This window comes from Mycobacterium sp. (assembly GCF_052145595.1).
Taxonomy (GTDB): Bacteria; Actinomycetota; Actinomycetes; order Mycobacteriales; family Mycobacteriaceae; genus Mycobacterium.
The window spans coordinates 43,946-66,531 of record NZ_JBKQOI010000080.1; the positions used below are offsets into that span (position 1 = coordinate 43,946).

Genomic DNA, 22,586 nt, shown 5'->3' on the forward strand with positions numbered 1-22,586 from the left:
GCTACACCGTGAGTGCGAAGTTGGGGTTGACGCCGTAGAGCGCCAACGCGGCGGACAAAACGACAACCTGCACCGACACCAGCGAGAAACGCATGGATCGGCCGACGGCCTCGCCGACGCCGACGGGCCCGCCGCCGGCGTTGTACCCGTAGTAGCAGTGGGTGATCATCACGACCGCGGTGATGATGATGGCCTCCAGGAATGACCAGAACACGTCATCGGGTCGCAGGAACGTGCGGAAATAGTGCTCGTAGGTGCCGTTGGACTGTCCGTAGACCACCGTCGTGGTGATCTGCGGGGACAGAAACGACGCGATCATGGCCATCGAGTAGAGCGGAATGATCACCACCAGCCCGGCCATGATCCGAGTGGACGCCAGGAACGAGATCGACTTGACACCCATCACCTCCAGGGCGTCGATCTCCTCACTGATCCGCATGGCTCCCAGCTCTGCGGTAGCGCCGGCGCCGACCGTGGCGGCCATCGAGATACCGGTCACGACCGGGGCGGCGATACGCACGTTGATCAGCGCGGCGAAGAAGCCGGTGAACGCCTCGACGCCGATGTTCCCCAGTGACGCGAAGCCTTGGATGGCGACCAGGGAACTACCGGACAGCGTCACGAAAGCGACGATCGCGACGGTGCCACCGACGACTGCCATGGCACCGGTGCCCATGCCGATCTGGGCGATCAGCCGCAGCGTCTCCTTGCGATAGTTGCGCAGTGCATGCGGGATGTTCCCGACGGCCACCATCCCGAACCAGGCCATCCGGCCGATGTCGTCAAGCCCGCGGCTGGCAGCACCGCCGTAGCGATTGAGATTCTCGACTGCCCGCGGAAAGCGGCCGCGCACCACAGCACCGGTAGACATGTCAGCGTCCCGTCCCGAATCGCACACCGATCGTGGTCAGCACCACGTTGACCGCGTACAACGCGACCACGCACAGCACCACGGTCTCGTTGACGGCGGTGCCCAGCCCTTTGGAGCCACCGCGCACGGTCAGCCCGCGGAAGCAGCCGACCAGTCCGGCGATGAGGCCGAATATCGCGGCCTTGATCGTCGCGATGACCACCTCGGGCAACCCGGTGATGGTCGTCAGGGTGGCCAGGTACGCGCCGCCCGACACGTTCTGCAAATACACCCCGAAGAGGTAGCCGCCCACCAGGCCGACCGTGATCACCAGCCCGTTGAGCAGCGTGGCGACCAGGGTCGCGGCCACCACCCGGGGCACCACCAGCCGATGGATGGGGTCGATGCCCAGCACCTCCATCGCGTCGATCTCCTCGCGGATGGTCCGAGCACCGAGGTCGGCGCAGATCGCCGTCGAGCCGGCGCCGGCCACCACCAGCACCGTGGTCAGCGGCCCCAGCTGGGTGACCGCGCCGATCGCGGCGCCCGCGCCGGACAGGTCGGCAGCACCGAACTGGGCGAGCAGCACGTTGAGGGTGAAAATAAGAAGGACGGTCAGCGGGATCGAGACCATGATGGTCGGCAGGAAAGCCACCCGCATGATGAACCAGCACTGGAGGATGAACTCGCGCCACTGGAAGGGCCAGCGGAACAGCGCTTTTCCGGTCAGGACACACATCCGGAAGAATCCACCGATGAGGGTCAGCGGCGTCTGCATCTGGTCGCGCAGGTAACCGACCAAGTTCGGACCCGTCGACGTCGACACCGCGGCCCCCACACCCCGGCGCCGCGCGCCCCGCGGCGCCGCGGCGGAACGTGTCGCACGCCTCCTCCTTGCCCTGACCGTTCATATGTGACCATCGGCTCCCTACCCGCAAGTAGTAACGGAGACCACAGGAATGTACCCGATGGCCGTGCACGTGTGAACTGCCTCCACACAATTAACCCTTCGTCAACAATGGGCAAACACAACAGCTTCCGTCAGCCATCCTTTCTGGTCGTGAAATCCGTTGGCAATAAACAATTTTTCCGGCTTTATCGGGTCCCGTAGCGCAAACGCAATTCAGTTTTGAGAACCTTGCCCGACGGGTTGCGCGGCAGCGCATCGACGATCTCGAGCGCCTTGGGATGCTTGTAGCGCGCGAGCCGCTCGGCCAGGAACTCATGTAGGTGTTCGATCAGCAGGCACTCGTCCGTTACAGCGGCGACCGCGATCGGCACTTCGCCCCACTTCTCGTGGACGCGGCCGATGACGGCGACTTCGACGATGCCGGGATGGCCGGCGAGGACGTTTTCCACCTCGGCGCAGTAGATGTTCTCTCCGCCGGAGATGATCATGTCCTTCTTGCGGTCGACCACCCAGATGTAGCCGTCCTCGTCCATCCGAACGAGGTCACCGGAATGGAACCAACCGCCCGCGAACGCCTCCGCCGTGGCCCCCGGGTTGTTCCAGTAGCCGCTCATCAATGTTGGTGCGCGGTAGACGATTTCACCGACGTCGCCGACGGGGACGTCGTTCATGTTCTCGTCGACCACCCGGGCGGCGACCGTCGGGATCACCTTGCCGACCGAGCCGCGCTTACGGATCGCGTCCTCGCCGAGCAGCATGCAGGTGACCGGCGACATCTCGGTTTGGCCGAATGCGGCCAGTATCTGGGTTCCGGGGAACGTCGCCGACATCTCCCGCAGCAGCGCATCCGGTGCCGGCGCCGCTCCCCATGACATCACCCGCAACCTCAGGTCGCGGGGCCGTGCCCGCTGCTCGGCGCAGACCGCCTGCCACTGCGCGGGGACCAGGAAGATGCCGGTGACCTTCTCCGCCGCCAGCACGTCGAGCAGCTGGCCGGGCTCGAACGCGCCGAGCGGGTAGATCACCGTCGGCAGGCCCAGCAGGAGCCCGTTCAGCAGGTTGCCGATCCCGGCGATGTGGAAAAACGGGACACCGACGAAGCCGACGTCGCTGTTGATGTTGGCGCCGTTGGTGTAGAGCCCGGTCATCGTCTGGCCGGTCAGGTTGGTGTGGGTCAGCACCGCGCCTTTCGGGCGGCCGGTGGTGCCCGAGGTGTACATGATCAGCGCCGGGGAATCGTTCGGGACGTCGACGGGTCGGTGCGAAGCACCGGGCTCGTCGATGAGCTCCTCGTAGCCGACCACGCTGCCGACGGTCGTGGCGCCGGCCACGACGATCGTGTCGAGCAACGGCTGGATTTCGCGGACACCGGTGGCCACCGGGGCAAGCACCGCTTCGGTGATCATCACGCGCGCTTCGCAGTCCTCGACCAGGAAGACGATCTCGGCGGCGGTGAGCCGGAAGTTCAGGGGGACCGCAATGGCGCCGAGCGAGTTGACGGCCAGCACCGACTCGACGAATTCGGCGCGGTTGAGCATCAGGATCATGACCCGGTCGCCGAAACCGACTCCCCGCCGGCTCAACGCGTCGGCCAGCGCGGCAACCCGCCCCTGGAGTGCACCCCAGGTCACGGTGTTGCCCAGGAACCTCAGCGCCGTCGCGTTCGGCTGCATCAGCGCGTGCCGCTCGAGTTGATTGACCCAGTTCTGCCGCCGGGAAAGGTACGGCTGCTCGGTCTCCTGGGTCAGGTTGCTGGCCAATTGCGCGGTCAACTAAAGGCCTCCCCTTCACTCGCGCACCGCTTGCGCCAAGTTGATATTTGATAAAACATAGTGTTGTGTGGGTCACACTATGGCCTTAGCGGCCCCCTGACAAGCCCCGTCGCGAACCGATGAAGCCCCAGCCACGCCCCTGAAAGCCCTGGCAGCCACGTGAACGCACCGACATATACGCAGCCGAGGAGACGGCGGCCACTGCGCCGGGCGCAGTTGTCGGACGAGGTCGCGGGTCACCTGCGGGCGGCGATCATGTCCGGGACGTTGCGCCCGGGAACATTCATCCGCCTCGATGAGACCGCGGCCGAACTCGGGGTCAGCGTCACTCCGGTGCGCGAGGCCCTGCTGAAACTGCGCGGTGAGGGCATGGTGCAGCTCGAACCCCACCGCGGTCACGTCGTGGCGCCGCTGACCCGGCAGGACATCCAGGACATCTTCTGGCTGCAGGCGACGATCGCCAAGGAGGTGGCGGCCGCGGCCACCGAACACATCACCGATGCCGAGATCGACGAGCTCGACCGCATCAACGACGCGCTCGCGGCCGCCGTCGGGTCCAGCGATGCCGAGACCATCGCGGGCATCGAGTTCGCGTTTCACCGTGTCTTCAACCAGGCCTCCGGCCGGATCAAATTGGCGTGGTTCCTGTTGAATGCCGCGCGCTACATGCCGGTGCTGGTGTACGCCGCGGATCCGCAGTGGGGTGCGGCCGCGGTCGACAACCACCGGCAGTTGGTGGCGGCGCTGCGTCGGCGGGACGCCGCCGCCGTAATCGAGCACACCGTCTGGCAATTCACCGACGCGGCGACCCGGCTGACCGAGATGCTGGACCGCACCGGAATCTTCGACTGAGCCGACCCCGGCCGCCGCGCCCCTAGTTGGCGGCCAGCTGCTCGGCGCGCTGCTTCAGGTTTTCCGCGAGAACGTCCAGCACGTTGTCGAGGAGCGACTTCACCATCGGCGCGGGCAGCGGCATAGCGGTCTCGACGTCCATGTCCACCGTCAGCAAGCTCGACGCCCCGGCCTCCACCACGCTGAACAGCTGCTCCTGCTTGGTGAACAGGTCGCCCTGCTGCAAGACGGTCTGAATCTGGTTGGCCCCCGGGTAGTAGACGGCCTGGATAAAGGTGCTTGCCATGCCCTGAACCTCGGTGTCCAGCCGCAGCTGGCTGGGACGCCCGTCGTCATAGCGGGCGAGCACCCACAGCCCCTTGATCCCCTCGTTCCACTGCGGATACGCCTCGAAATCGGCGACGATGGCCATGATCGACGCGGCGTCGGAACTGACCTCGACGGTCTTGCTCAAAACTGCCATTGGCGAAGCATAACCGGGTGGGTGACGGCCACCGACAGTGCAGTCCGGGCTGCGGTTCGCGCGAAAACGACCGCCCGGGGCGCGATCTGAGGCTTACCGGTCCACGCAGGCCGTCGACAGCAGTGCGCGGATGGCGTCGGGAATCGGGACCGGCTTGCGACTGGTCCGATCGACGTAGACATGCACCCAGTGTCCCAGCGCGGTGATCGGCCGCGCGTTGTTTTGGGCTTCGCCGTTGTCGGCGCGGAACACGCCGAGCCGGTAGGTGACGCTGCTGCGGCCCAGCCGCGTCACCGCGAGGCCCACGACGAGGCCCTCCGGGAAATGCAGTTCGGAGAAGTAGCGGCAACCCGACTCGGCGACGATGCCCTGTGCGGGCGTGGTGATCGGGTCAACACCGGTGGTCGTGTTGATCCAGGCGTTGATCGCGGTGTCGAACAGCTGGTAGTAGACGGCGTTGTTGAGGTGGCCGAACATGTCGTTGTCGGCCCACCGGGTTCCTACCGGCCACAGCACCGGGAAGTCGTCGCTGGTGAGCCCCTCCGGTGCGGGGGGAACCGACGGAGCCGACGGACCTGAACTCATGGTTGTATTCCAACATGTTTCAGATCCGGGGCGCCGTGCTGGACGGATGCGGGGTGAATAATCGCGAGCGTGTTTGGACTACCAGTAGCGCATGGCTTGCCGAAACAGCTCCGCCAGAACCGGTTTGCTCATCTCGCGCGGAGCGTTCTGTAATAGGCGCTGCTGAGGGTGAGCACCCGCGGTGAGGGCGTCCACGTCATCTTCGGTGTAGCCCACCCCACTCAGCCCGTTCGGCATGCCCACCGCTCGCATGATGCGGATTAGTTCGTTGGCCAGCACCTCGCCCGCATCCTTCGCACGGGCGCCCCGCGTGTCAGCACCGAGCAGCCGTGCGCCCTCCAAGTGCCGCTCCGGACTCACCTCCGCTGTGAAGCGGAATGACGACGGCGCATTGAGGATGACGGCCATGCCATGCGGCACGAGCGGCTCATCGGCGGGGTAGCCCGAGGGGCGGAAGTCCCGCACCAGCCCTGCCACCGCGTACGCCATGCCGTGTGGTGCGTGGACACCCGCGTTGCCAAACGCGATGCCCGCAAGCGTTGCGGCCCACATCATCTGCTCACGGGCCGCACTGTCGGAGGCGTCATTCACCGCACGCTCCAAAAACTGCCCCAACAGGCGCAACGCCTCTCGGCAGCCCAGGTCGCTCCACGGATTGGCACCCTGACTCATGGGTCGCAGGCTGGGCCGTTCGGGAGCGCGCCGCCGGAAGTACGGCCGCGCGGTGTAGGACTCCAAAGCGTGAGACAGCACATCCAGCCCCGCGGAGGCGACGACCTCGCGGGGCAGACTCGCGGTGCAGTCGGGGTCGACGAGCGCCTCCGTGGGACGCAGCGCGTGAGAAGCGATGCCCGTCTTCGCCGATAGCGACACGAGGTCGAAGATGGCGATGCCGGTGACCTCGCTGCCGGTGCCCGCCGTGGTGGGGCATGCGATATGCGGCTTGAGCGGGCCGGGTACGGGTTTGCCCTCGCCGACGGGCGCGTTGACGTAGGTCAGCAAGTCATCGGGATAGGTGGCGTACAGATTGGCGGCCTTGCACGTGTCGATGACGGAGCCGCCGCCCAGCGATACGTAGCCATCGGGGTTCACCTCTTGCGCGAAACGCACCCCATCCAGAAAAGACGCGTCAGTGGGCTCCACATGTACGTCGGTGTAGGTGACTACGTCCAGTCCGGCCGCGACAAGCGAATCGTGTGCCTTCGCAAACATGGGCAGTCCCGCCACGCCGGCGTCGGAGAACAACGCCACCCGCCGCAACCCGAGAGCGCCGGCTCTGTCGCCCAACTCCGCCAAGCAACCGCGCCCGAAAGTGACCCGCGACGAGTCGACGGTGAAGGCTCCGTCGCAGTCCTTGGCAGCCATTGGGACATCGCAGCACGCCATCCGTCCTCCTCGTCCTGCTGAGCCGGTCGCGACGGCAATCTACCGCACGCGGCCGAACACGGCAGTGGCCACTACCTCGGGTGCAGTGGTGCGACCGGTTCCACCGTCGCGTCGGGCAGGCGGTGACTTTCGATGTAGTCCCAACGGACCTCGTAGCCGAGCCCGGGTGCCGTCGGTAGCTCGACGAATCCGTCCGGGCCCAGCGGGTCGCAGGCCGTCGCGAGATAGGGCGGGGCGGTGTCATAGCGGGCCCCGGGCCCGAGCAGGCCGCGCTCGTAGTATTCGCAGACGTCTTCACTTGTGGCGCCCAGCACCTGGAGGTTGCCGAAGCCGCTCATGTGTAGCTCGCAGCGCATGCCGACCGCCTCGCACATTCCGGCGAGTTTCATGACGCCGGTGATGCCTCCGCGCAGGACGTCGATGCGGCTGATGTCGGACGCATTGCGCAGGATCCAATCGGCCCGGGTGTAGATGCCGCCCTCGGCGATCTCGGGTGAGCAGATCGGGATGTCGAGCTCGTCGGCCAGCTTCACATAGGACTCCACCCGGTACTCCGGCATCGGGTGCTCGTACCAGTAGAAGCCCAGCCGTTCGAGTTCCCGGCCGACCCGCAGCGCGTCGTCGTAGGTGTGGTAAGTGCCCCACGGGTCGAACATCAGCACCATCTCGTCGCCGACTGCCGCCCGAACTTCCCTGCACACCTGGATATCCCAGTCCACGTAGGACGGCCGGGGCAGGGCGGGTTGCCGTGTGGCGGGGTTCCAGTAGTGATACGGGTGAATCTTGCAGGCGCGGTAGCCCTGTTGCCGGCATTCGGCGGCGTGGGCGGCATACTCGTCGGGCGATCCGAGATTATTGAAGCTGCTGGCGTAGGCCTTGACCCGCTCGCGGGCACCGCCCAGCAGCTTGCGCACGGGCAGCCCGGCGACTCGGCCCGCCAGGTCCCACAGCGCGAGATCGATGACGCTGCAAACGTTTTCCGGAAGCTTCGCCGCCCCCAGTTGCCGCCAGATCTCTGCCCTGTCGAACGGGTCCTGGCCGGCGAGAAGAGGACTCAGGAATTGCCCGATCAGCGCCTGGTCCGCGGGAAGCAGGCCGTCCTGGTCCCCGTGGAAGTGACCGCCGAAGTAGTAGCCCTCGACCCCCTCGTCGGTGAGCACCTTGGTCACGGTCTGCACCACACGGTAGTCGGTGTTCAACTGGCCGAATGAGATTCGATCGACGAACGTCTCGAACGGTACGACCTGCAGCCCGGTGATCTTCATGAGAGCAGATTGTTGCGCCGGCCCGGACGCTCACAGTAGAGGCGAAGGTCCCGCACCGCGGACCACCAACGCGGCCCGGGCTCAGGTCCCGTACCAGGCGCGCCGCAGGGCTTGGCCCTGCAGGGTGAACAACTGCTCGGAGGCCGACCAATCGGGCAGCAGCGAATCGAATCCATGACAGGTCCGCGGAAACACATGCAGCTCCGTGGAAACTCCGGCGCGAAGCAGCTGCAGCGCATAGTCGACCGCCTCGTCGCGAAAGGGATCGATCTCCGCACAGGTGATCAAAGCAGGCGGCAGCCCGCCCAACCGGTCTCGTCGTGCGGGCACGGCGGCTACCGATCCCGCAACCGGGCCTCCAATCGGGCCCAGGTAGTAGCGCCACATCAAATCCGCGGCCTCGCTGTCGAAAGCCGGGCTGGCGCAGAACTCCGCTTTCGACGCAGTGTCCCGATCGTCCAGCACCGGCTGGTGCAGCAATTGGAACACGACCGCGGGCAGCGAACCGTCGGCGGCGCCGTGCGCCAGACATGCGGCCAGGGTGGCACCGGCGCTGCTGCCCGCGACGGCCAGGCGCGCCGCATCCACCCCCAGTTCGGTCGCGTTGCCCGCCACCCATCGCAGCACGGCGATCGCGTCGTCGAGTGCCGCCGGATAGGGGTGCTCCGGGGCCAGCCGATAGTCGACCGACACCACCGTGCAGTCGCCGCGACGCGCGAGTTCCACGCACTGCCGATGATCGGTATCCAGGTTTCCCAACACGAACCCGCCGGCGTGGCAGTAGACGACCACCGGTGCCGGATTCGCCTCTCCGCCAAGGTAGATGCGCACCGCCACGTCGCCGGATTCGGCCGCCACGTCGTCGTCGACGATGTGCACGCCTTGCGGATCGGTGCTTTCGGCGGCCTCCCTACGGCGCTGGTTGAACGGTTCGCGCATGACTTGAACCGCGGCCGGCGAAAAGTCGGTTCGCGTCGTCGCGACGGCGCGCAGCGCGGGATCGAGCCGCACCCAGCCATCCAAGCCATCCAACTCCGTCATCGACCAGCCCTGTTTACCGCCGAGGCCCCACGGGTGCCCACGTCGACGGCGGACACCGCCGGGGCCTGGAAACTGAAATCTCCGGGTTTGAACCTGCGCGTCATTTCCCAGAAGCTACGCGCGCTGCGCGGCCACTGGGTCACCACCCGCCCGTTGGGCGCGCGGAAGTAGTTGCTGCACCGGGTGGTCCAGACGGTGCCGACCATCCAGCGGTCGATCTTGGCGACGAACTCGGCCAGCGCGGTGGGCCGCACCGCGATGTACGTCTTTCCCTTGCGCCGCATGTACTTCAGCGCCCGCACGATATAGCGTGCCTGCGCTTCCAGCATGAAGATCACGCTGTTGGAGCCGACGTTCGTGTTCGGCCCATAGAGCATGAAGAAGTTCGGGAACCCCGGGACGGCCATGCCAAAATACGCGCGCGCCCCATCACCCCACACCTCGTGCAGCTTCTGACCCTGCTCTCCCGAAACATCCAGCTCCCCAAGGTAATCGGCCGCGGCGTATCCGGTGGCGCACACCACGACATCGACGTCGCGTTGGGTGCCGTCCTCGGTGACCAGGGAACGGGCCCGCAGGTATCGCGCCGGGCTGTTCAACACCTCGACGTTGGGCCGGGCCAAGGTGGGCAAGTAGTCCGAGGAGAACACCAGTCGCTTGCAGCCCATCGGGGTGTCCGGGGTCAGTTTGCGGCGCAATTCCTCATCGCCGACGCTCTTTTCGAGCAGGTCGAGCGCGATGGCGGTGAACTCCTGGGTCTTGTCGCTGCCGTGCTCGATCACCGAAATGTTGGCTTCGCTGCGCAGCCACAGCCGGGTCCGATACAGCTTCTTGGCGAAGGGAACATGGGCGAAGACCCAGCGCTCGCGTCGCGTGTAACCCCGGTCCGGCTTGGGCAGTACCCAGGTCGGGGACCGCTGCACCGAATACACCTTGCTGGCGACCTTCGCCAACTCGGGTATCAACTGCGACGCCGTCGATCCGGTACCCAACACCGCGATCCGGGCATCCCCGAGCGGGACCGAGTGATCCCATTGCGCGGAGTGCATCACCGTGCCGGTGAACGGCTCCTCTTCGACGAGGTCGGGAAACAAGGGCCGGGTGAACAATCCGACGGCGGACACCACGACATTGAAGTGGTGGCTTTCGCCGCCTTCGGTGGTCAGGCACCACCGCTGCGTTTCCTCATCCCAACTCGCGGAACGGATTTCGGTCCGCAATTTCAGGTGCGGCCGCAGACCGTACTCGTCGGCGCAACGCTGGAAGTATGCCAGGATCTCGGGCTGCGCGGGCCACAGCCGCGACCAGTCCGGGTTCAAGTCGAACGAGTAGGAGTAAAGGTGCGACTTGACGTCACACGCCAGCCCCGGATAGGTGTTGATCAGCCAGGTGCCGCCGACGTCGTCCTCGCGGTCGAAGATGGTGAAGTCGCGGAAACTGGCCTGGGCCAACATGATTCCGAGTGCCATGCCGCCGGGCCCGGCACCGATGATGCCGATCGACGGGTTGCCGCTCATCGGATCTGTAGGCATTGCCCGCCATCCACAAGAAGTTCCGACCCGGTGATGAATGCCGCCTCGTCGGAGACCAGAAAGGCAACGGCGTCGGCGACTTCGCCGGGGCGGCCTATCCGCCCGAACATCGATGTCGCTGCCAGCCGGGTCTGGGTGGCCTCGTCGAGCATCGGTGTCGCGATCGGTCCGGGGAACACGGCGTTGACACGGATGCCGGACGGGGCGAGTTCGGCCGCGGCGGTTTGGGTCAGGCCCCGAAGTGCCCACTTCGACGAGCCGTAGGCGCAGTGCTGGGGGAATGGGCGGATCGCCCCCGTGCTGCAGATGTTGACGATTGACGCGTGGTCGGCCTCACGAAGTCGTTCCAGGGCGGCGCGCATACCGAGAAACGCGCCCAGACAGTTGACGCGCCAGGCATTTTCAAAGTCTTCAACAGTCTCGTCCGCCAACGCCGCCCGATGGAGCACGCCGGCACCGTTGACCAGCGTGCTCAGTTGGCCGAATCGGGCGACCACGCGCTCGACTGCCTCATTCCATTGCGCCGGAGAAGTGACGTCGAGCTCGACCGCAATGACGTCGTCGTCACCCAATTCGTCGACCGCAGCGGCCAATTGGTCGGCCCGTCGATCGCAGGCCGCCACCGAATAGCCCGCTGCGCGCAGCCGTTTGGCGATGGCCCAACCCTGTCCGCCGGCTGCGCCGGTGACCAGTGCGACGCGTTGGCTCATGATGACGGATCCTCGGGGCTGTCGGACAGGCCGTGGCTGGTGATGAACTGGCACCGCCGCCGCTGGAAAAGCCACTGCGCGCCGTCTCGGACGAGTTGGTCGTCGTACAGCGCGGGACGCAGACGCAGGTCACCGGCTCTGACGAACAGCACCTGCGACAGGGCCGTCGCGGTGTCGCCGTGGACGTCGATGCGCGAGACTCCGGTCAGGTGCAGCCCGCGTGGTGCGTCGCGGAACATCTTGGCGATGCCGTCGTGTCCGGCGAACGACCTTCCATAGACCAGGAATTCCCCGTCGGTTGTGAACAGTCGCACGCACTCGTCGATCTCTCCGGCGTCGAGGGCGAGTGCGTAATTGGCGATGACCTCGCGAATTGCGGTGCATTCACCGTTCATTCGGTCGCCTCACGTAGGTGCTCGGCCGCGCCGCGCCGCAGCGCCTGTGACTCGGCCGCCAGCGTGACCATCCGAAATCCCAGCTGCGCCATGGTGCGACCGGTCTTGCCCTCGCTGGCGTGGATCCCGGTGATCAGCCCGGCATCCGCGGCCGCGCGATGGATGCGCACGATCGCGTCCAGAACTTCGGGATTTCTGGTTGCCCCGACGACGTCGACACCCATCGAGATCGCCAGATCTGCGGGCCCGATGTAGAGTCCAGCCAGCCCGTCTACGGCGCAGATCTGGTCGAGGCAGGACAGCGCCGCTGCCGTCTCGATCATCGCGAACACGCTCACCCGGGATTCGTGGGCGGCAGGGTCAAGCCCCAGGCTGGCGCGCAGCGGGCCGAAGCTCCGGATGCCCGCCGGCGGGTAACGGGTGGCGGCCACCGCCGCGGCAGCCTGTTCAGCCGACTCGATCATCGCGATCACGACGGCGTCGGCGCCCGCGTCGAGCACGCGTCCGATCGGCGCCGCGTCGGCGTTAGGCAGCCGCACCACCGTGGCAATCGGCACGTGTTCGATGCGCCGCAGTATCCCGGCGATATCGGCGTCGTCGAGGTAGCCGTGCTGGGCGTCGAAACCCACGTAGTCGTAACCGGCCCTTGCGAATTCCTCCGGCCCGAGCATCGTCGGGCCGGTGATCCAGCCGCCCCATATCGGGGTGGTTTTGCTCAGCGCCCGCTGCAGGTTGCTCGCCGAAATCTCTGCCACGGCTTACCACCTCACCCGGCGATCGCGATCTTGACGCGCTCGGGGACCGGCCGGCAGGCCAGGTCGAACGCGCCCTGCACGTCGTCGACGCCGAAGGTGTGCGTGAGGTAGGTGCCGAGCAGCTCGGGATGTTCCGCGGCGAACTTAGCGGCGAGCTCCAGTACACGGCGCCGATCAAGCGTCACACCGGATTTCAACGTCAGGTTGTTGCGCAGCATCAGGCGCATGCTGATCGGGTAGGCCTCGTCGTCGGCAACCCCGAAATAGAAGACGGTGCCGCCGGGGGCGGCGGCTTCGATGGCGTGCCCGAGCGTGGCCACCTGGTGACCGACCGCCTCGATGACGACATCGGCGCGGTCGCCGGGGTCCAGTTGGCTCACCCAGCGGTCGCTGGTGGCACGTACCGCGTCGTCGACTCCGAATGCCGTTGCGAGGCTTTCGCGGTCGACGGGGTCGACCCCGGTCACGCGCCGGGCGCCGCACGCCTTGGCGACGTAGGAGAACAGCAGCCCGATCGAGCCCTGGCCGATGATCGCGACATGCCGGCCGGCCAGCTCCGGCAACTGTTCGCACGCATACAGGACACACGCCAGCGGTTGCAGGCCGACCGCCTGGGCCGGCGTCAGCGCCGGATCGTAGGGCGCCAGCCCGGTGCCGTCGCTGATCACGCGTTCCATCAGGCCGTCGAATCCGGATGCCCAGCCCACCACGCGATCGCCGGGACGGTGATCGGGATGCCGGCTGGCGATCACCTCTCCGGCGATTTCGTGGATTGGGAACCCGTCTTTTTCGGCGGCGCTTGGTCCGTCGTCTCCGGGGAGTCGGCCCCGGGCACCGCGAAAGGCGGGCATATCGCTGCCGCAGACGCCGGCGGCCAGGTACCGCAGCAGCACCTGACCATCGGCCAGCTGCTCGGGCGTCTTGTCAGGGATCGATGTCCGCTCGAATAGATACGGCGCGATGATCCGGTGGGACCACACCTCAGACCTCCACCGGGATCTTGTTCCATCCCCATTGGAAACTGGACGGCAGCCGGGTGGCGGTGTCGCCGTGGATTGTGTAGTCCGGGACCCGCCGCAGCCATTCCTGCACCAGCACATCGATTTCCAGCCTGGCCAGGTGGTAGCCGATGCAGAAGTGCTGGCCGCGGCCGAACGCCAGCGACCGCTTGATGGGCCGATTCCAGATGAACTCGTCGGGCTCCCGGTACTCCCGCTCGTCGCGGTTGGCCGAGGCCAGCAGCGTGATGATGCGCTGACCCGGATTGAGGGTCTCGCCGTGAATGCTGAAGGGTTTACGCACAGTTCGGGCGAACCACTGCGCGGGCGCGCAATACCGGATCATCTCCTCGCGCGCGAGCGGCACATTGGTCGCGAGGTCGGCGCGCACCGCCGCCAGCTGGTCGGGGCGCTTGCTGAGCTCCCACAGGCCGTGGGCGACGATCTTGGGCACCGTTTCCGTGCCGCCGATGAAGATGCACAGCATCTGGGTCGCGGTCTCGACGTCGGACAGCGCGCTGCCGTCGGGCAACCGGTAGCCGAGCAGTCCGTCCACAACGGGCAATGCTTCCCCCGACTGCTCGGCCCTGCGGCGCTCGACAACCGGTACAAGGAATTCCAGATAGTTGGGCCGGGCTTCGGCGGTGTCGACACCCACGCCCGGCTCGGCCAGGCTGCCGGCATTGACGGCGGCCAACACCTGCGGCGCGAGATCGTCCGGCAGGCCCAGCAGTCCGCACACCATTGAGGCCGCCACGATCCCACCGTATTCCTGGGTCAGGTCGAACGATCCGCCCGGCAGCAGCAGATCGAGCCTCTCGTTGGCCAGGGCGCGAATCCTGGCCTCCAGCCCGGCGACCGACCTGGGCCGCAACGGCGCTGAATGCGCGCGGCGGATCTCGCCGTACAAATCGGTGTCGAACACCGCGTGAAATGGCAACGGGTGCAACGGCGGATCCTCGACGGGCCCGGTGTTGCGTTTTGCCAACACGGCCGTCGGCGGCAAAGTCCCTTCCGACGCGACGAATGTCCCGTCGTTGACTTCCAGCACCCGCCAGATGTCCTCGAAGCGGGACAGCGCGAAGGTGTCCCACTGCGGCATGTAGTACAGCGGATGGTCGTCGCGCAGGATTCGGTAGTACGCCAACGGGTTTGCCATCACCGTGGCGTCGAAAGGGTCGTAGCTGAAGTCCACTGGTCCGCCCTGACTATTCACCGCAGCGGCGAGGGCGGTAGGGCCTGCAGAATCGAGTCTTCCCAGCCATCGCGGAGCGCCGGCGCCACGCTCATCCAGGTGACGATCTCGGCGGGTGGGCTGTCCTTCCACGACGGGTAATGGTTGGCGAAGCACTCCCAGCCGCCGTCCAGTGCCCAGTAGTGGATGACCTCGTTGTACCGGAAGGTGGTGGTGAACGACCCCAGCCAGCGCTTGCCCGTGCGCTCCGACCAGGGGACATAGAGCCGCTCCAGCTCGCGGATGTAGTCGTCTTGACGCCCCGGCTTGGTCTGCATGATCTCTTGAATCACCAGCGGCGCAGTGAAATTGGTCTCGCGCAGCTGGGCCAGCGTCTTGTTGCTCGGTCCGGGATACATGATTCGCCCCTCCCCCGAGGCGCCGATGTCCGCCAGAAACGCCGACCATTTGCCCGCCGCGGCCTCATGGCTGCCGCCGCGCGCCTGGGCGGCCCCGATCCTGGCGTAGTCGGCGAATCCGTCGATCTCCCAGATGATCGTCACCTGCGGCCAGTGACCGTTGTACGCGGTGGTTTCCCAGATCGCGAACAGCCGGGCCCCGAGCTCATCCATCATCGGCTGGTAGGTGTTGGTGAACATTTCGGTGAAGCGGTCAGTTCGTCCGGACCCCAGCGAGATCGTCTCGTGCAGGTACAGCAGTGTGTGGCGGTAATACTTCTTCATGGGCTAATCGAGCCGGACCAGATCGGAATCGACCGGCGAAAATGCATCACACAACAGCGTCTCGGCGGGTTCGACTGAATCGCAGGGGATCCCGGCCGCCGCAAGCGCATGGCCCTTGAATCTGCGCGCAGCCGCGCTGAGCACGTGCTGCGTTTTGGTCGTCGCGCGATCGACTCCCAGGGGCCAGCCGTCACCCCACAGCGCGACCTCGGTCAATCGGTTGCCCAGGGACTTGAGCACCTTGTCGCGCACGCGTGCGTCCGCGGTGAACGCTTCGGCACTGACCGCCAGACTCTGGCGCGTCGGGCCCGTCAGGACCGACTGCGCCGCTAACTCCGACTCGGCGTCCAGGGCCAGCACCCCGAGGATCCGCAGTGGCCGGGTATCGCAGCCGTGCGGTAGCAGCGCGCTCACCTCCCAACCGGCCATCACCCGGTCGTAGAGCCAACCCCCCGCCGACTGCACGACGTCTGCGGCGCTGGCCGCGACGACGTTCAGTCGATATCGCAGACACTCGCCGTCTGTGCGGGTTGCTCGTGCGGCACTGACCCTACTGTTCTCGCTGATGTCGAACGTTGAGGTGACCATAAATCCGTTCCTCACCGCCGCACCGGTTCGGTGCGTTGGCGTTACCTGCAGCGCTTGGGCTCTGGTTATGGGGCTGTTGCTATGGGCTGCCGCCTCACGCCGCGCCGATCCGGGACGGGCCCGGTCCGGCGAATCGGGTGACGCGACCCACCGGACAGCGTGACACTTTTGCGTATATTTGTAAAGCTCCGGTGAGCGGTTACGAGGGGCGGCGCGCCTTCAGTTCGGCGAGAACTTCGTCGGTGTGCGCCCCCAGTTTCGGTGCCGCAGAACGCGGCGCCCACGGCGTGCCATGGAAATCCGCGGGCGTGGCCACCATCGCGACGCTGGCTTCCCCGTCCGGCACGTCGACGATGCCACCCGCGGCGTGGAACTGCTCGTCGGCCACGACGTCCTCCAGCGTGTTGACCGGTGACCAGAAGAAATCCGGCTCGCCCGCGAAGGCTCGCGCCCATTCGTCAAGCGAGCGGGTCGCGAAGATCTTGTCCAACTCGGCGATGAGCTCCACCGCGTTGGCGGCGCGGGCGCCGGCATCGCCGAATCGGCGGTCGTCCAGCCACTCCGGTCGGCCCACGGCGCGACACAGCGCGGGCCAATGCCGATCGGCTTCCAGACCGACGATCCAGAATCGCCGCCCGTCGCCGGCGGTGTAATTGTTCATGCACGGGTTGCCCATCGATTCGCGTTGTCCGATCGCGATCGGTTGGCCGGTCAGCAGGTAAGTGTTCAGGTCGAAGCTCACGGTGTAGGCACCCTGGCGGTACAGCGAGGTGGTGACCAGTTGTCCGGTGCCGGTGCGTTCGCGGGCGAGCAGCGCCGCACACACGGCCGCGGCCAGCGTCATGCCGGCCGAGTGGTCGCCCATGCCGCCGCGCTGGAACGGGGGCGTATCGCCGGGCCGGGTGAGCAGATGGGCCACGGCAGCACGCGACCAAAACGCGGCCACGTCGTAGGCGGGACGGTCGGCGTCGGGACCGGTATCGCCGTACCCGGTGATCAGGCCGTAGACCAGGCGGCCGTTGCGGGCGGACACCGACTCGTAGTCCAGCCCCAGACGTTGCAACGCTCGGGGCCGCACATTGGTCAGGAAAACATCTGCGTCAGAGAGCAATTCGAACGCGACGTCGCGGCCCGCGTCGGTGGTGAGGTCCAAGACGATGCTGCGCTTGGAGCGGTTGTCCATTTCGAACGGCGGGTTGACCCCGAGATCGCATCCCAGCATCCGGCCGAACATGCGCCCCGGGTCGCCGCCCGGCGGCTCGATCTTGACGACGTCGGCGCCCCAGTCGGCCAGGATGCCACCGGCGGCCGGTCCCGCCACCCAGACCCCGAGCTCGATGACTTTGATGCCTTCTACAGGTCCCGCCATGACTCGGACAATAATCAACCGTTCTAGAAGGGCGGATCGTCGGGCAGGGGATCAGGGATTAGATCGTCGGGCTGCCAGTCCGCAGGCAACTCCTCCGGCTCGCGGGGATCGTTCACCCAACGACAGAACGGGCTGGTGCTCGGCGCGCCTTTGAAGAGAAACAGCATGTCGCGCATATGGTTTCGGAACTTGCGCTCCGCGATTTCCTGTTTTCGGGGAAGGCGCCCGTTACCGCCACCTCTTCGCGGGCAGCTACGAATGAGTCAACGAATCACACTTTGCGGGCATCTCGACACGATTCAGCAGGGGACCCTGACCGTGTTGTACCGGCAGACCTCGTTCGGCACGTTCGGCGGCGGCGGCGATGCCATCTGTTGCAACATCCACGCCCACACCTGCTGCACGTCCGGCGCCCCCAACCGCGACAAGTCCACGGGCGACGGCAGCGGCGGCAAGTCCGGTCCCCCCGGCAACACCGCCGTCCCCGGCGGCAACACCGTCCCCGGCGGCATCGGCGGCACCGGCATCCCCCCCGGCAGCAACACCGTCCCCGGCGGCAACGCCACCCCCGGCGGCAACGGCAGCCCCGGCGACGGCGGCAGCCCCGGCACGTCGCTGGCCTGGTCTACCAGGCGCACTGACCCCGATGCGACCGTGGTTTCGCCGGTACCGAGCGGTGCGGTGGCGTCGAAGAGTGCGAGCATCGCGATGGCCGCGGCCCCGGCGAAGATCATGTGCGTCACACGGCGACGTTGACAGCGACCGTCGGCTGAATTGGCTTCATGCCGCTGGTGGTCAGTGAGCGTTGTCATCCCTAGATGTTGCGTGTCGTTGTTAGCCGCAGGCTGGGCGCCAATTACCGATCTGCTGTGAGGTGACGAATCTGCGTCCCGGTCGAGCGCCGCGAACTCGTCGACGTGGGATGGCTGATGGGGATGAGATGTACCAAGAAGCCCGGTTACGGAACGCTATCCCACCCTTGGTTGGGATCGCCATTGCACCAGCGGGAGGAAACCCAAGTCCCAGGGCCAGGGCCGCCGAGGACGGTGAGGCAGCCACCGGTGTCAGTCGTGACCTGGCCGTTGGGCTGGGCACTCCAATGTTGGGCGTACGTATCGATACAGGGCCCGAGGTGCGAAAACCAGCTCTCTCCCGGCATTGTCAGGCACTCCCCGGGGAAGGCCACGCTCTCGAGCTGCCGGCCGGTGAGATTCCAACGCTGGAAGTCAGACCCATTGCAGGGGTTGATCACCACCGCGGTCAACCAGCTCCCACCCGGGGCGTCCAGACAAACGTCGCCTAATCGGCTTCTCAACTGGACTGGTCCGTCGGCACCCGCCTCACCAGCGCTGAGCATCGCGACACCGAACGCTGTGCCGACTACGACAAGGACCCGGCCGACAGCGCCTATTAACCGCAACTCGTGCATTGTCAGCTCCATCTTCTGGTGATGTTCTCATTAATTCTGATGAAGCGGCCGCCTGTGGATAACCGGCGGCGCAGCTGGAAGGGTTGACACCATGACTCTGGTTGCCGGACGCGGTCCGCTCAGCAGCGATCCGGCCGGGCGGTTCTCTGCGCCGGTCCCCGCCGACGTCGCCTACATCGAGCCGCATCCGCGGCGCGTCCAGGCCTTCCGGGATGGCCGCCTGGTGATCGACACCGAACGTGCGCTGATGGTGCACCGGCAGGCTCACCCACTCAGCTATGTGTTCCCAGCCGAGGTGGTCGGCGACCTACCGACCGAGCCGGAGCCGGAAGCCCCGGGCTTCGTCCACGTGCCCTGGGGCGCCGTCGACACCTGGCTCGAGGAAGGCCGCAAACTCGTCCACTACCCGCCGAACCCATACCACCGCGTCGACTGCCGACCGACCAAGCGCCACCTGCGCGTCTGCGTCGAGGGCACCGTCCTGGTGGACACCAAGGACACGGTGATCGTGTTCGAGACGGCACTCGAGCCTCGGCTTTACGTTGATCCCGCACACGTGCGCACCGATCTGCTGCGGCGATCGGACACGTCGAGCTACTGCAACTACAAGGGTTACGCGACATACTGGTCCGCCGTCCTCGACAACACGGAGGTCGACGACGTCGCCTGGAGCTATGGCGACCCGCCCCCCGAAACCCTTCCTATCAAGGGATTCCTCAGTTTCGACGCCACTCGCGTCGACGTCGTCGCCGAGCTGCCGCTCACCCGCCGTAGCTAGGACGTCCCAGCTTGAGCTCGTGCTGGGCGATCATGTTGCGGAACACCTCCATGGTGCCGCCGTAGATCCCGGTCGGTAATGCATGCCGGAAAAGGTATTCCGCTGCACCGTCATCGGCCGAGCCCTTGGTGTCGGTCGGCAACACCGACGCGGTCCCCACGATGTCCATCAAATCGGTTGAGACATCGCGCATTGTCTGCGCGAGCGCGACGCGCCCGTACATCCCGGGCGTGGACACTGCCGCCTCCATCCGCGCGATGCTGCGCCCCAGCCGGTATTTGACCGAGTCATCATCGAGAAGGCGCCGCCCGTCGGCATCCCGTTGCGTTGCCAACGCGGCGACGGTGTCCACGGCTTCGGCCATCAACCGGCCGTGCTCAGACATGGCCGAAATGTTCTGCAAGCCATGATCTTCCCGGTCTGTGATGCCGTGCTCGGAGTCGAGCGCCGACCGCATCACCGTCCAGCCACCGTTGACCTCGCCGATGCGGTAGAGGTCATCGACGCGTACGTCGCTGTAATAGACGATGTTGGTGCGGTCACCGTCCAGCGTGCGGATGCCCTGGATCTCGATGCCCGGTGAATCGAGAGGCACCAAAAACATCGTCAGGTTCTTGTGTTTGGGCCCCTGCGGGTCGGTGTTGGTGAGCAGGAAGACGTACTTGGCGTTGTGCGCATTCGAGGTGAACATCTTCGAGCCGTTGATGATCCACGCCCCGTCTGCCGAGCCGTCACGGACGGCGCGGGTTTTGCAGGTGGCGACGTCCGATCCCCCTTCGGGCTCGGTGTAACCCAAGCACAGGCGGATGTCGCCGGACAGCACTCCTGGCAATACCAAGTCGGTGAGCTCCGGTGCGCCGAATTGTTGCACCAGGCGTGCGACGACGGACGTGGTGCCCCAGTGGTACCACGGCGTGTGAGCACGGCCGATCTCGAGGTCGAAGATTCGCCGGCGAACGGGGCTGAATCCGCCTTCGGACTCCAGGTTCCAGTCCGAGGCCAGATATCCCGCTTTGCCCAGCGCCAAATGGACTTGCTCATCGAAGTTTTCGCCGAACTCGCGATTACGCTGCCGCACTTCGTCGGTGACATGTTCGTCGACAAAAGTCCGGGTCTGTGCAAAGAAGGCCTGGTCCTCGGACGAAAGCTGGACGCGTGAGAAGTCCATCTAGACCGCATCGATGACGAGGGTTCGGAAACGCTCGAGGGTATCCAGGACGTGCGCCATGCTGTCGCCGGGCAGGTGGACGCTCACCCACGTCACTCCCAGTTTCGCCAGCGTTTCCAAACCATCGAGGTAAGCGTCAGCGTTGAATTCGTCGTTCGCGGGGCTGCCGCCCTCGAAGTTGGTGAAGGTGACGTCCATCGCGGACCAATCTCTGCCCGCCGCATCGCATCGGCGGCGTAGGTCATCGATGCCGGCGGTGAGGCGCTGCACCGAGTCGATGACCGCGGTGCCGGCCGTCTGCGCCAGGTCTGGCGCGGCGGGAAACGGACACCAGCCGTCACCGTACAGCGCGACTCGCTGCCGGGCCGTCGTGGTGTTGCCGCCGATCCAGATCGGCGGATGTGGGCTGCTGACCGGCCGAGGGTGGGCGGTGATCCCACGCGCGCTGAAATGCTTTCCCTCAAAGGAGATGTCGTCGGCTGTCCACACCGCCCGGATCACCTGCAGCGCCTCATCGAACAGCTCGGCACGCTCGTCGTAGGTCACCCCCAACGCCGCGAACTCCCGTTTGAGGTAACCCAAGCCGACCGCGAGCGTGAATCGGCCACCTGAAAGCAGATCGAGCGTTGCACCGGACTTGGCTACCACGAACGGGTTTCGATAAGGTAGCACCACGATATTGGGGATCATCCGCAGCGTGGTCGTGTTGGCCGCCGCGTAACCCAGTGCGACAAATGGATCTAAGGCGTCGTGTCCACCGGCTTCCAGCCATCGCTGCGACGGCGCCGGGTGGTCGGTGAAGCCGAAACCATGAATTCCCGCCGCTTCGGCCGCAGCTGCGACCGTGGCAATACCTTCCCCACTCACCAGCTCCGGGTTGTACGGATGGCTGTGCATCGGGTGGGTGATGGTGAAGTACATAGCTGCTAAAACCTCGAGCGGGCGTCGATCGTCGTGTCGCTGGTGCGCAGCGGGCGGATCAGCGCCTCCTGGGCAAACGAGGCAAGCAGCTCGCCCCCCTCGGTGTGCACCGTGCCACGGACGTACGACATGCCCGCGCCAACCTGGGTGCTCTCGTGGGTGTAGAGCAGCCAGCCGTCCCAGCGCACCGGTTCGTGGAAGGCGACCGAGATCGTCATCGGCGCGGTGGACACGGTGAGGTGTGCCTGGCTGGTCCCGATGCCCGGGTGGGCGCGCATGGTGGTGGAAATCCCCAGATGGCCGGTGAAGTACGCGACGAGCGCCTTGGCCAGGTCGTCGCGGGTCGGGATCGGGTCGTAATGCAGCCACGCGTGCAGCTCCGGCGGCCCGACCTCATCGGGGCTGTTGACGTCGACGACGTCGACGAGTCGCAGTTCCCGCCCGATCATCGGCATCTCCGACACGTTGGCATCGGCCGGCGCCGCCACCTCGGGCCGCGGCAGGTGGTGCCGAATGACGTCGCCCGTCGGGACGTCGGCCAGCACCGTCACGCTCAGGCACCGCCGGCCGTTCTGGTGTACGGCGACGATCGCGGTAGCGGTGGACCGGCCTTCGGCCACGACGTCGAGGACGAATTCGACCGGCGGGCCGACGGCGACGGCGCGGGAGAACACCGCGTGTGCCGAGCGCACCGACTTGTCCGGGAATCGTTTCGCCACAGCGACGATCGCCTGCGCGAGCACCTGGGTGCCTTCCACTACCTGCCGTTCGTCGCCAACGGCGATGCCGGTTTCGCCGGTGAACCGATCCTGCCCGTCGGCCTGCACGTCAAACAGGTCCAGCAGGCCGTGCACCGTCCACTCAGTCTGCTCAGATTCCGTGGTCAAGATCAGCTCCACCTC

At 66.2% G+C, this 22,586-nt stretch carries 24 protein-coding genes and 1 pseudogene; 3 read left to right on the plus strand and 22 right to left on the minus strand.

Annotation, left to right across the window (positions count from 1 at the left end):
• Position 1 precedes the first annotated feature (1 nt).
• The 3 genes from ACLP4W_RS06270 to fadD5 form a co-directional block, all read right to left on the minus strand.
• On the minus strand, positions 2-871 hold the full coding sequence (locus tag ACLP4W_RS06270; RefSeq protein WP_442385170.1) for an MlaE family ABC transporter permease: 870 nt from the start codon (positions 869-871) through the stop codon (positions 2-4).
• A 1-nt stretch (position 872) separates the two neighbouring features.
• Positions 873-1,628, minus strand: coding sequence for an MlaE family ABC transporter permease (locus ACLP4W_RS06275; protein WP_442385218.1), 756 nt, complete (start codon positions 1,626-1,628; stop codon positions 873-875).
• Between the two features lie 317 nt (positions 1,629-1,945).
• Positions 1,946-3,532 (minus strand): fatty-acid--CoA ligase FadD5, encoded by a 1,587-nt coding sequence (gene fadD5, locus ACLP4W_RS06280; RefSeq protein WP_442385172.1) that lies wholly within the window; start codon positions 3,530-3,532, stop codon positions 1,946-1,948.
• A gap of 159 nt (positions 3,533-3,691) precedes the next feature.
• Between fadD5 and ACLP4W_RS06285 the strand changes: the two genes are divergently transcribed.
• On the plus strand, positions 3,692-4,384 hold the full coding sequence (locus ACLP4W_RS06285; RefSeq protein ID WP_442385174.1) for a GntR family transcriptional regulator: 693 nt from the start codon (positions 3,692-3,694) through the stop codon (positions 4,382-4,384).
• A gap of 22 nt (positions 4,385-4,406) precedes the next feature.
• Here ACLP4W_RS06285 and ACLP4W_RS06290 read toward each other — a convergent pair whose 3' ends face one another.
• The 15 genes and pseudogenes from ACLP4W_RS06290 to ACLP4W_RS06360 all read right to left on the minus strand — a co-directional run.
• A complete protein-coding gene (locus tag ACLP4W_RS06290; protein WP_442385176.1) occupies positions 4,407-4,847 on the minus strand; it encodes an SRPBCC family protein in 441 nt (146 codons plus the stop codon).
• Between the two features lie 93 nt (positions 4,848-4,940).
• Positions 4,941-5,432, minus strand: a complete 492-nt coding sequence (locus tag ACLP4W_RS06295) for an acyl-CoA thioesterase (protein ID WP_442385178.1) — start codon at positions 5,430-5,432, stop codon at positions 4,941-4,943.
• A gap of 78 nt (positions 5,433-5,510) precedes the next feature.
• A complete protein-coding gene (locus ACLP4W_RS06300) occupies positions 5,511-6,797 on the minus strand; it encodes a hydroxyacid-oxoacid transhydrogenase (protein ID WP_442385180.1) in 1,287 nt (428 codons plus the stop codon).
• Between the two features lie 92 nt (positions 6,798-6,889).
• Positions 6,890-8,083 (minus strand): enolase C-terminal domain-like protein, encoded by a 1,194-nt coding sequence (locus ACLP4W_RS06305; protein ID WP_442385182.1) that lies wholly within the window; start codon positions 8,081-8,083, stop codon positions 6,890-6,892.
• 81 nt (positions 8,084-8,164) lie between these two features.
• On the minus strand, positions 8,165-9,124 hold the full coding sequence (locus ACLP4W_RS06310; RefSeq protein WP_442385184.1) for an alpha/beta hydrolase: 960 nt from the start codon (positions 9,122-9,124) through the stop codon (positions 8,165-8,167).
• Positions 9,121-10,656: a flavin-containing monooxygenase gene (locus ACLP4W_RS06315; RefSeq protein ID WP_442385186.1), complete on the minus strand. Its 1,536-nt coding sequence runs from the start codon at positions 10,654-10,656 to the stop codon at positions 9,121-9,123. Before ACLP4W_RS06315 ends, ACLP4W_RS06310 begins: the two co-directional genes overlap by 4 nt.
• Positions 10,638-11,366, minus strand: a complete 729-nt coding sequence (locus ACLP4W_RS06320) for an SDR family NAD(P)-dependent oxidoreductase (protein WP_442385188.1) — start codon at positions 11,364-11,366, stop codon at positions 10,638-10,640. The genes ACLP4W_RS06315 and ACLP4W_RS06320 overlap by 19 nt, the downstream gene beginning before the upstream one ends.
• The gene (locus ACLP4W_RS06325) at positions 11,363-11,761 is read right to left on the minus strand and encodes a nuclear transport factor 2 family protein (RefSeq protein WP_442385190.1); all 399 of its coding nucleotides are present in this window, start codon (positions 11,759-11,761) and stop codon (positions 11,363-11,365) included. The genes ACLP4W_RS06320 and ACLP4W_RS06325 overlap by 4 nt, the downstream gene beginning before the upstream one ends.
• Positions 11,758-12,507 carry an HpcH/HpaI aldolase family protein gene (locus ACLP4W_RS06330; protein WP_442385220.1) on the minus strand — a complete coding sequence of 250 codons (750 nt, stop codon included), beginning with the start codon at positions 12,505-12,507 and terminating at the stop codon, positions 11,758-11,760. The genes ACLP4W_RS06325 and ACLP4W_RS06330 overlap by 4 nt, the downstream gene beginning before the upstream one ends.
• A 20-nt stretch (positions 12,508-12,527) precedes the next feature.
• The gene (locus ACLP4W_RS06335) at positions 12,528-13,496 is read right to left on the minus strand and encodes a zinc-binding dehydrogenase (RefSeq protein ID WP_442385192.1); all 969 of its coding nucleotides are present in this window, start codon (positions 13,494-13,496) and stop codon (positions 12,528-12,530) included.
• A 1-nt stretch (position 13,497) separates the two neighbouring features.
• On the minus strand, positions 13,498-14,709 hold the full coding sequence (locus ACLP4W_RS06340) for a cytochrome P450 (RefSeq protein ID WP_442385194.1): 1,212 nt from the start codon (positions 14,707-14,709) through the stop codon (positions 13,498-13,500).
• Between the two features lie 17 nt (positions 14,710-14,726).
• Positions 14,727-15,431 carry an NIPSNAP family protein gene (locus ACLP4W_RS06345; RefSeq protein ID WP_442385196.1) on the minus strand — a complete coding sequence of 235 codons (705 nt, stop codon included), beginning with the start codon at positions 15,429-15,431 and terminating at the stop codon, positions 14,727-14,729.
• A gap of 3 nt (positions 15,432-15,434) precedes the next feature.
• A complete protein-coding gene (locus tag ACLP4W_RS06350; protein WP_442385198.1) occupies positions 15,435-16,019 on the minus strand; it encodes a hypothetical protein in 585 nt (194 codons plus the stop codon).
• Between the two features lie 199 nt (positions 16,020-16,218).
• Positions 16,219-17,388 (minus strand): CaiB/BaiF CoA transferase family protein, encoded by a 1,170-nt coding sequence (locus ACLP4W_RS06355; protein WP_442385200.1) that lies wholly within the window; start codon positions 17,386-17,388, stop codon positions 16,219-16,221.
• Positions 17,389-17,411: 23 nt separating this feature from the next.
• Positions 17,412-17,603: pseudogene (locus ACLP4W_RS06360) on the minus strand (HNH endonuclease signature motif containing protein); the annotation flags it as partial.
• A 43-nt stretch (positions 17,604-17,646) separates the two neighbouring features.
• Here ACLP4W_RS06360 and ACLP4W_RS06365 point away from each other — a divergent pair.
• A complete protein-coding gene (locus tag ACLP4W_RS06365) occupies positions 17,647-18,144 on the plus strand; it encodes a hypothetical protein (RefSeq protein ID WP_442385202.1) in 498 nt (165 codons plus the stop codon).
• 202 nt (positions 18,145-18,346) lie between these two features.
• Here ACLP4W_RS06365 and ACLP4W_RS06370 read toward each other — a convergent pair whose 3' ends face one another.
• A complete protein-coding gene (locus tag ACLP4W_RS06370; protein ID WP_442385222.1) occupies positions 18,347-18,817 on the minus strand; it encodes an RICIN domain-containing protein in 471 nt (156 codons plus the stop codon).
• A gap of 91 nt (positions 18,818-18,908) precedes the next feature.
• Here ACLP4W_RS06370 and ACLP4W_RS06375 point away from each other — a divergent pair, with 91 nt between their 5' ends.
• A complete protein-coding gene (locus tag ACLP4W_RS06375; RefSeq protein WP_442385204.1) occupies positions 18,909-19,595 on the plus strand; it encodes a DUF427 domain-containing protein in 687 nt (228 codons plus the stop codon).
• Here ACLP4W_RS06375 and ACLP4W_RS06380 read toward each other — a convergent pair.
• From ACLP4W_RS06380 to ACLP4W_RS06390, 3 genes are read right to left on the minus strand one after another with little or no spacing between them, the layout of a single operon-like run.
• Positions 19,579-20,763 carry an acyl-CoA dehydrogenase family protein gene (locus ACLP4W_RS06380; RefSeq protein ID WP_442385206.1) on the minus strand — a complete coding sequence of 395 codons (1,185 nt, stop codon included), beginning with the start codon at positions 20,761-20,763 and terminating at the stop codon, positions 19,579-19,581. The two genes, ACLP4W_RS06375 and ACLP4W_RS06380, sit on opposite strands and share 17 nt — an antisense overlap.
• On the minus strand, positions 20,764-21,684 hold the full coding sequence (locus ACLP4W_RS06385; RefSeq protein WP_442385208.1) for an LLM class F420-dependent oxidoreductase: 921 nt from the start codon (positions 21,682-21,684) through the stop codon (positions 20,764-20,766).
• Positions 21,685-21,689: 5 nt separating this feature from the next.
• Entirely contained in the window at positions 21,690-22,571 is an 882-nt protein-coding gene (locus ACLP4W_RS06390; protein ID WP_442385224.1) for an acyl-CoA thioesterase, read from the minus strand.
• Between the last annotated feature and the right edge of the window lie 15 nt (positions 22,572-22,586).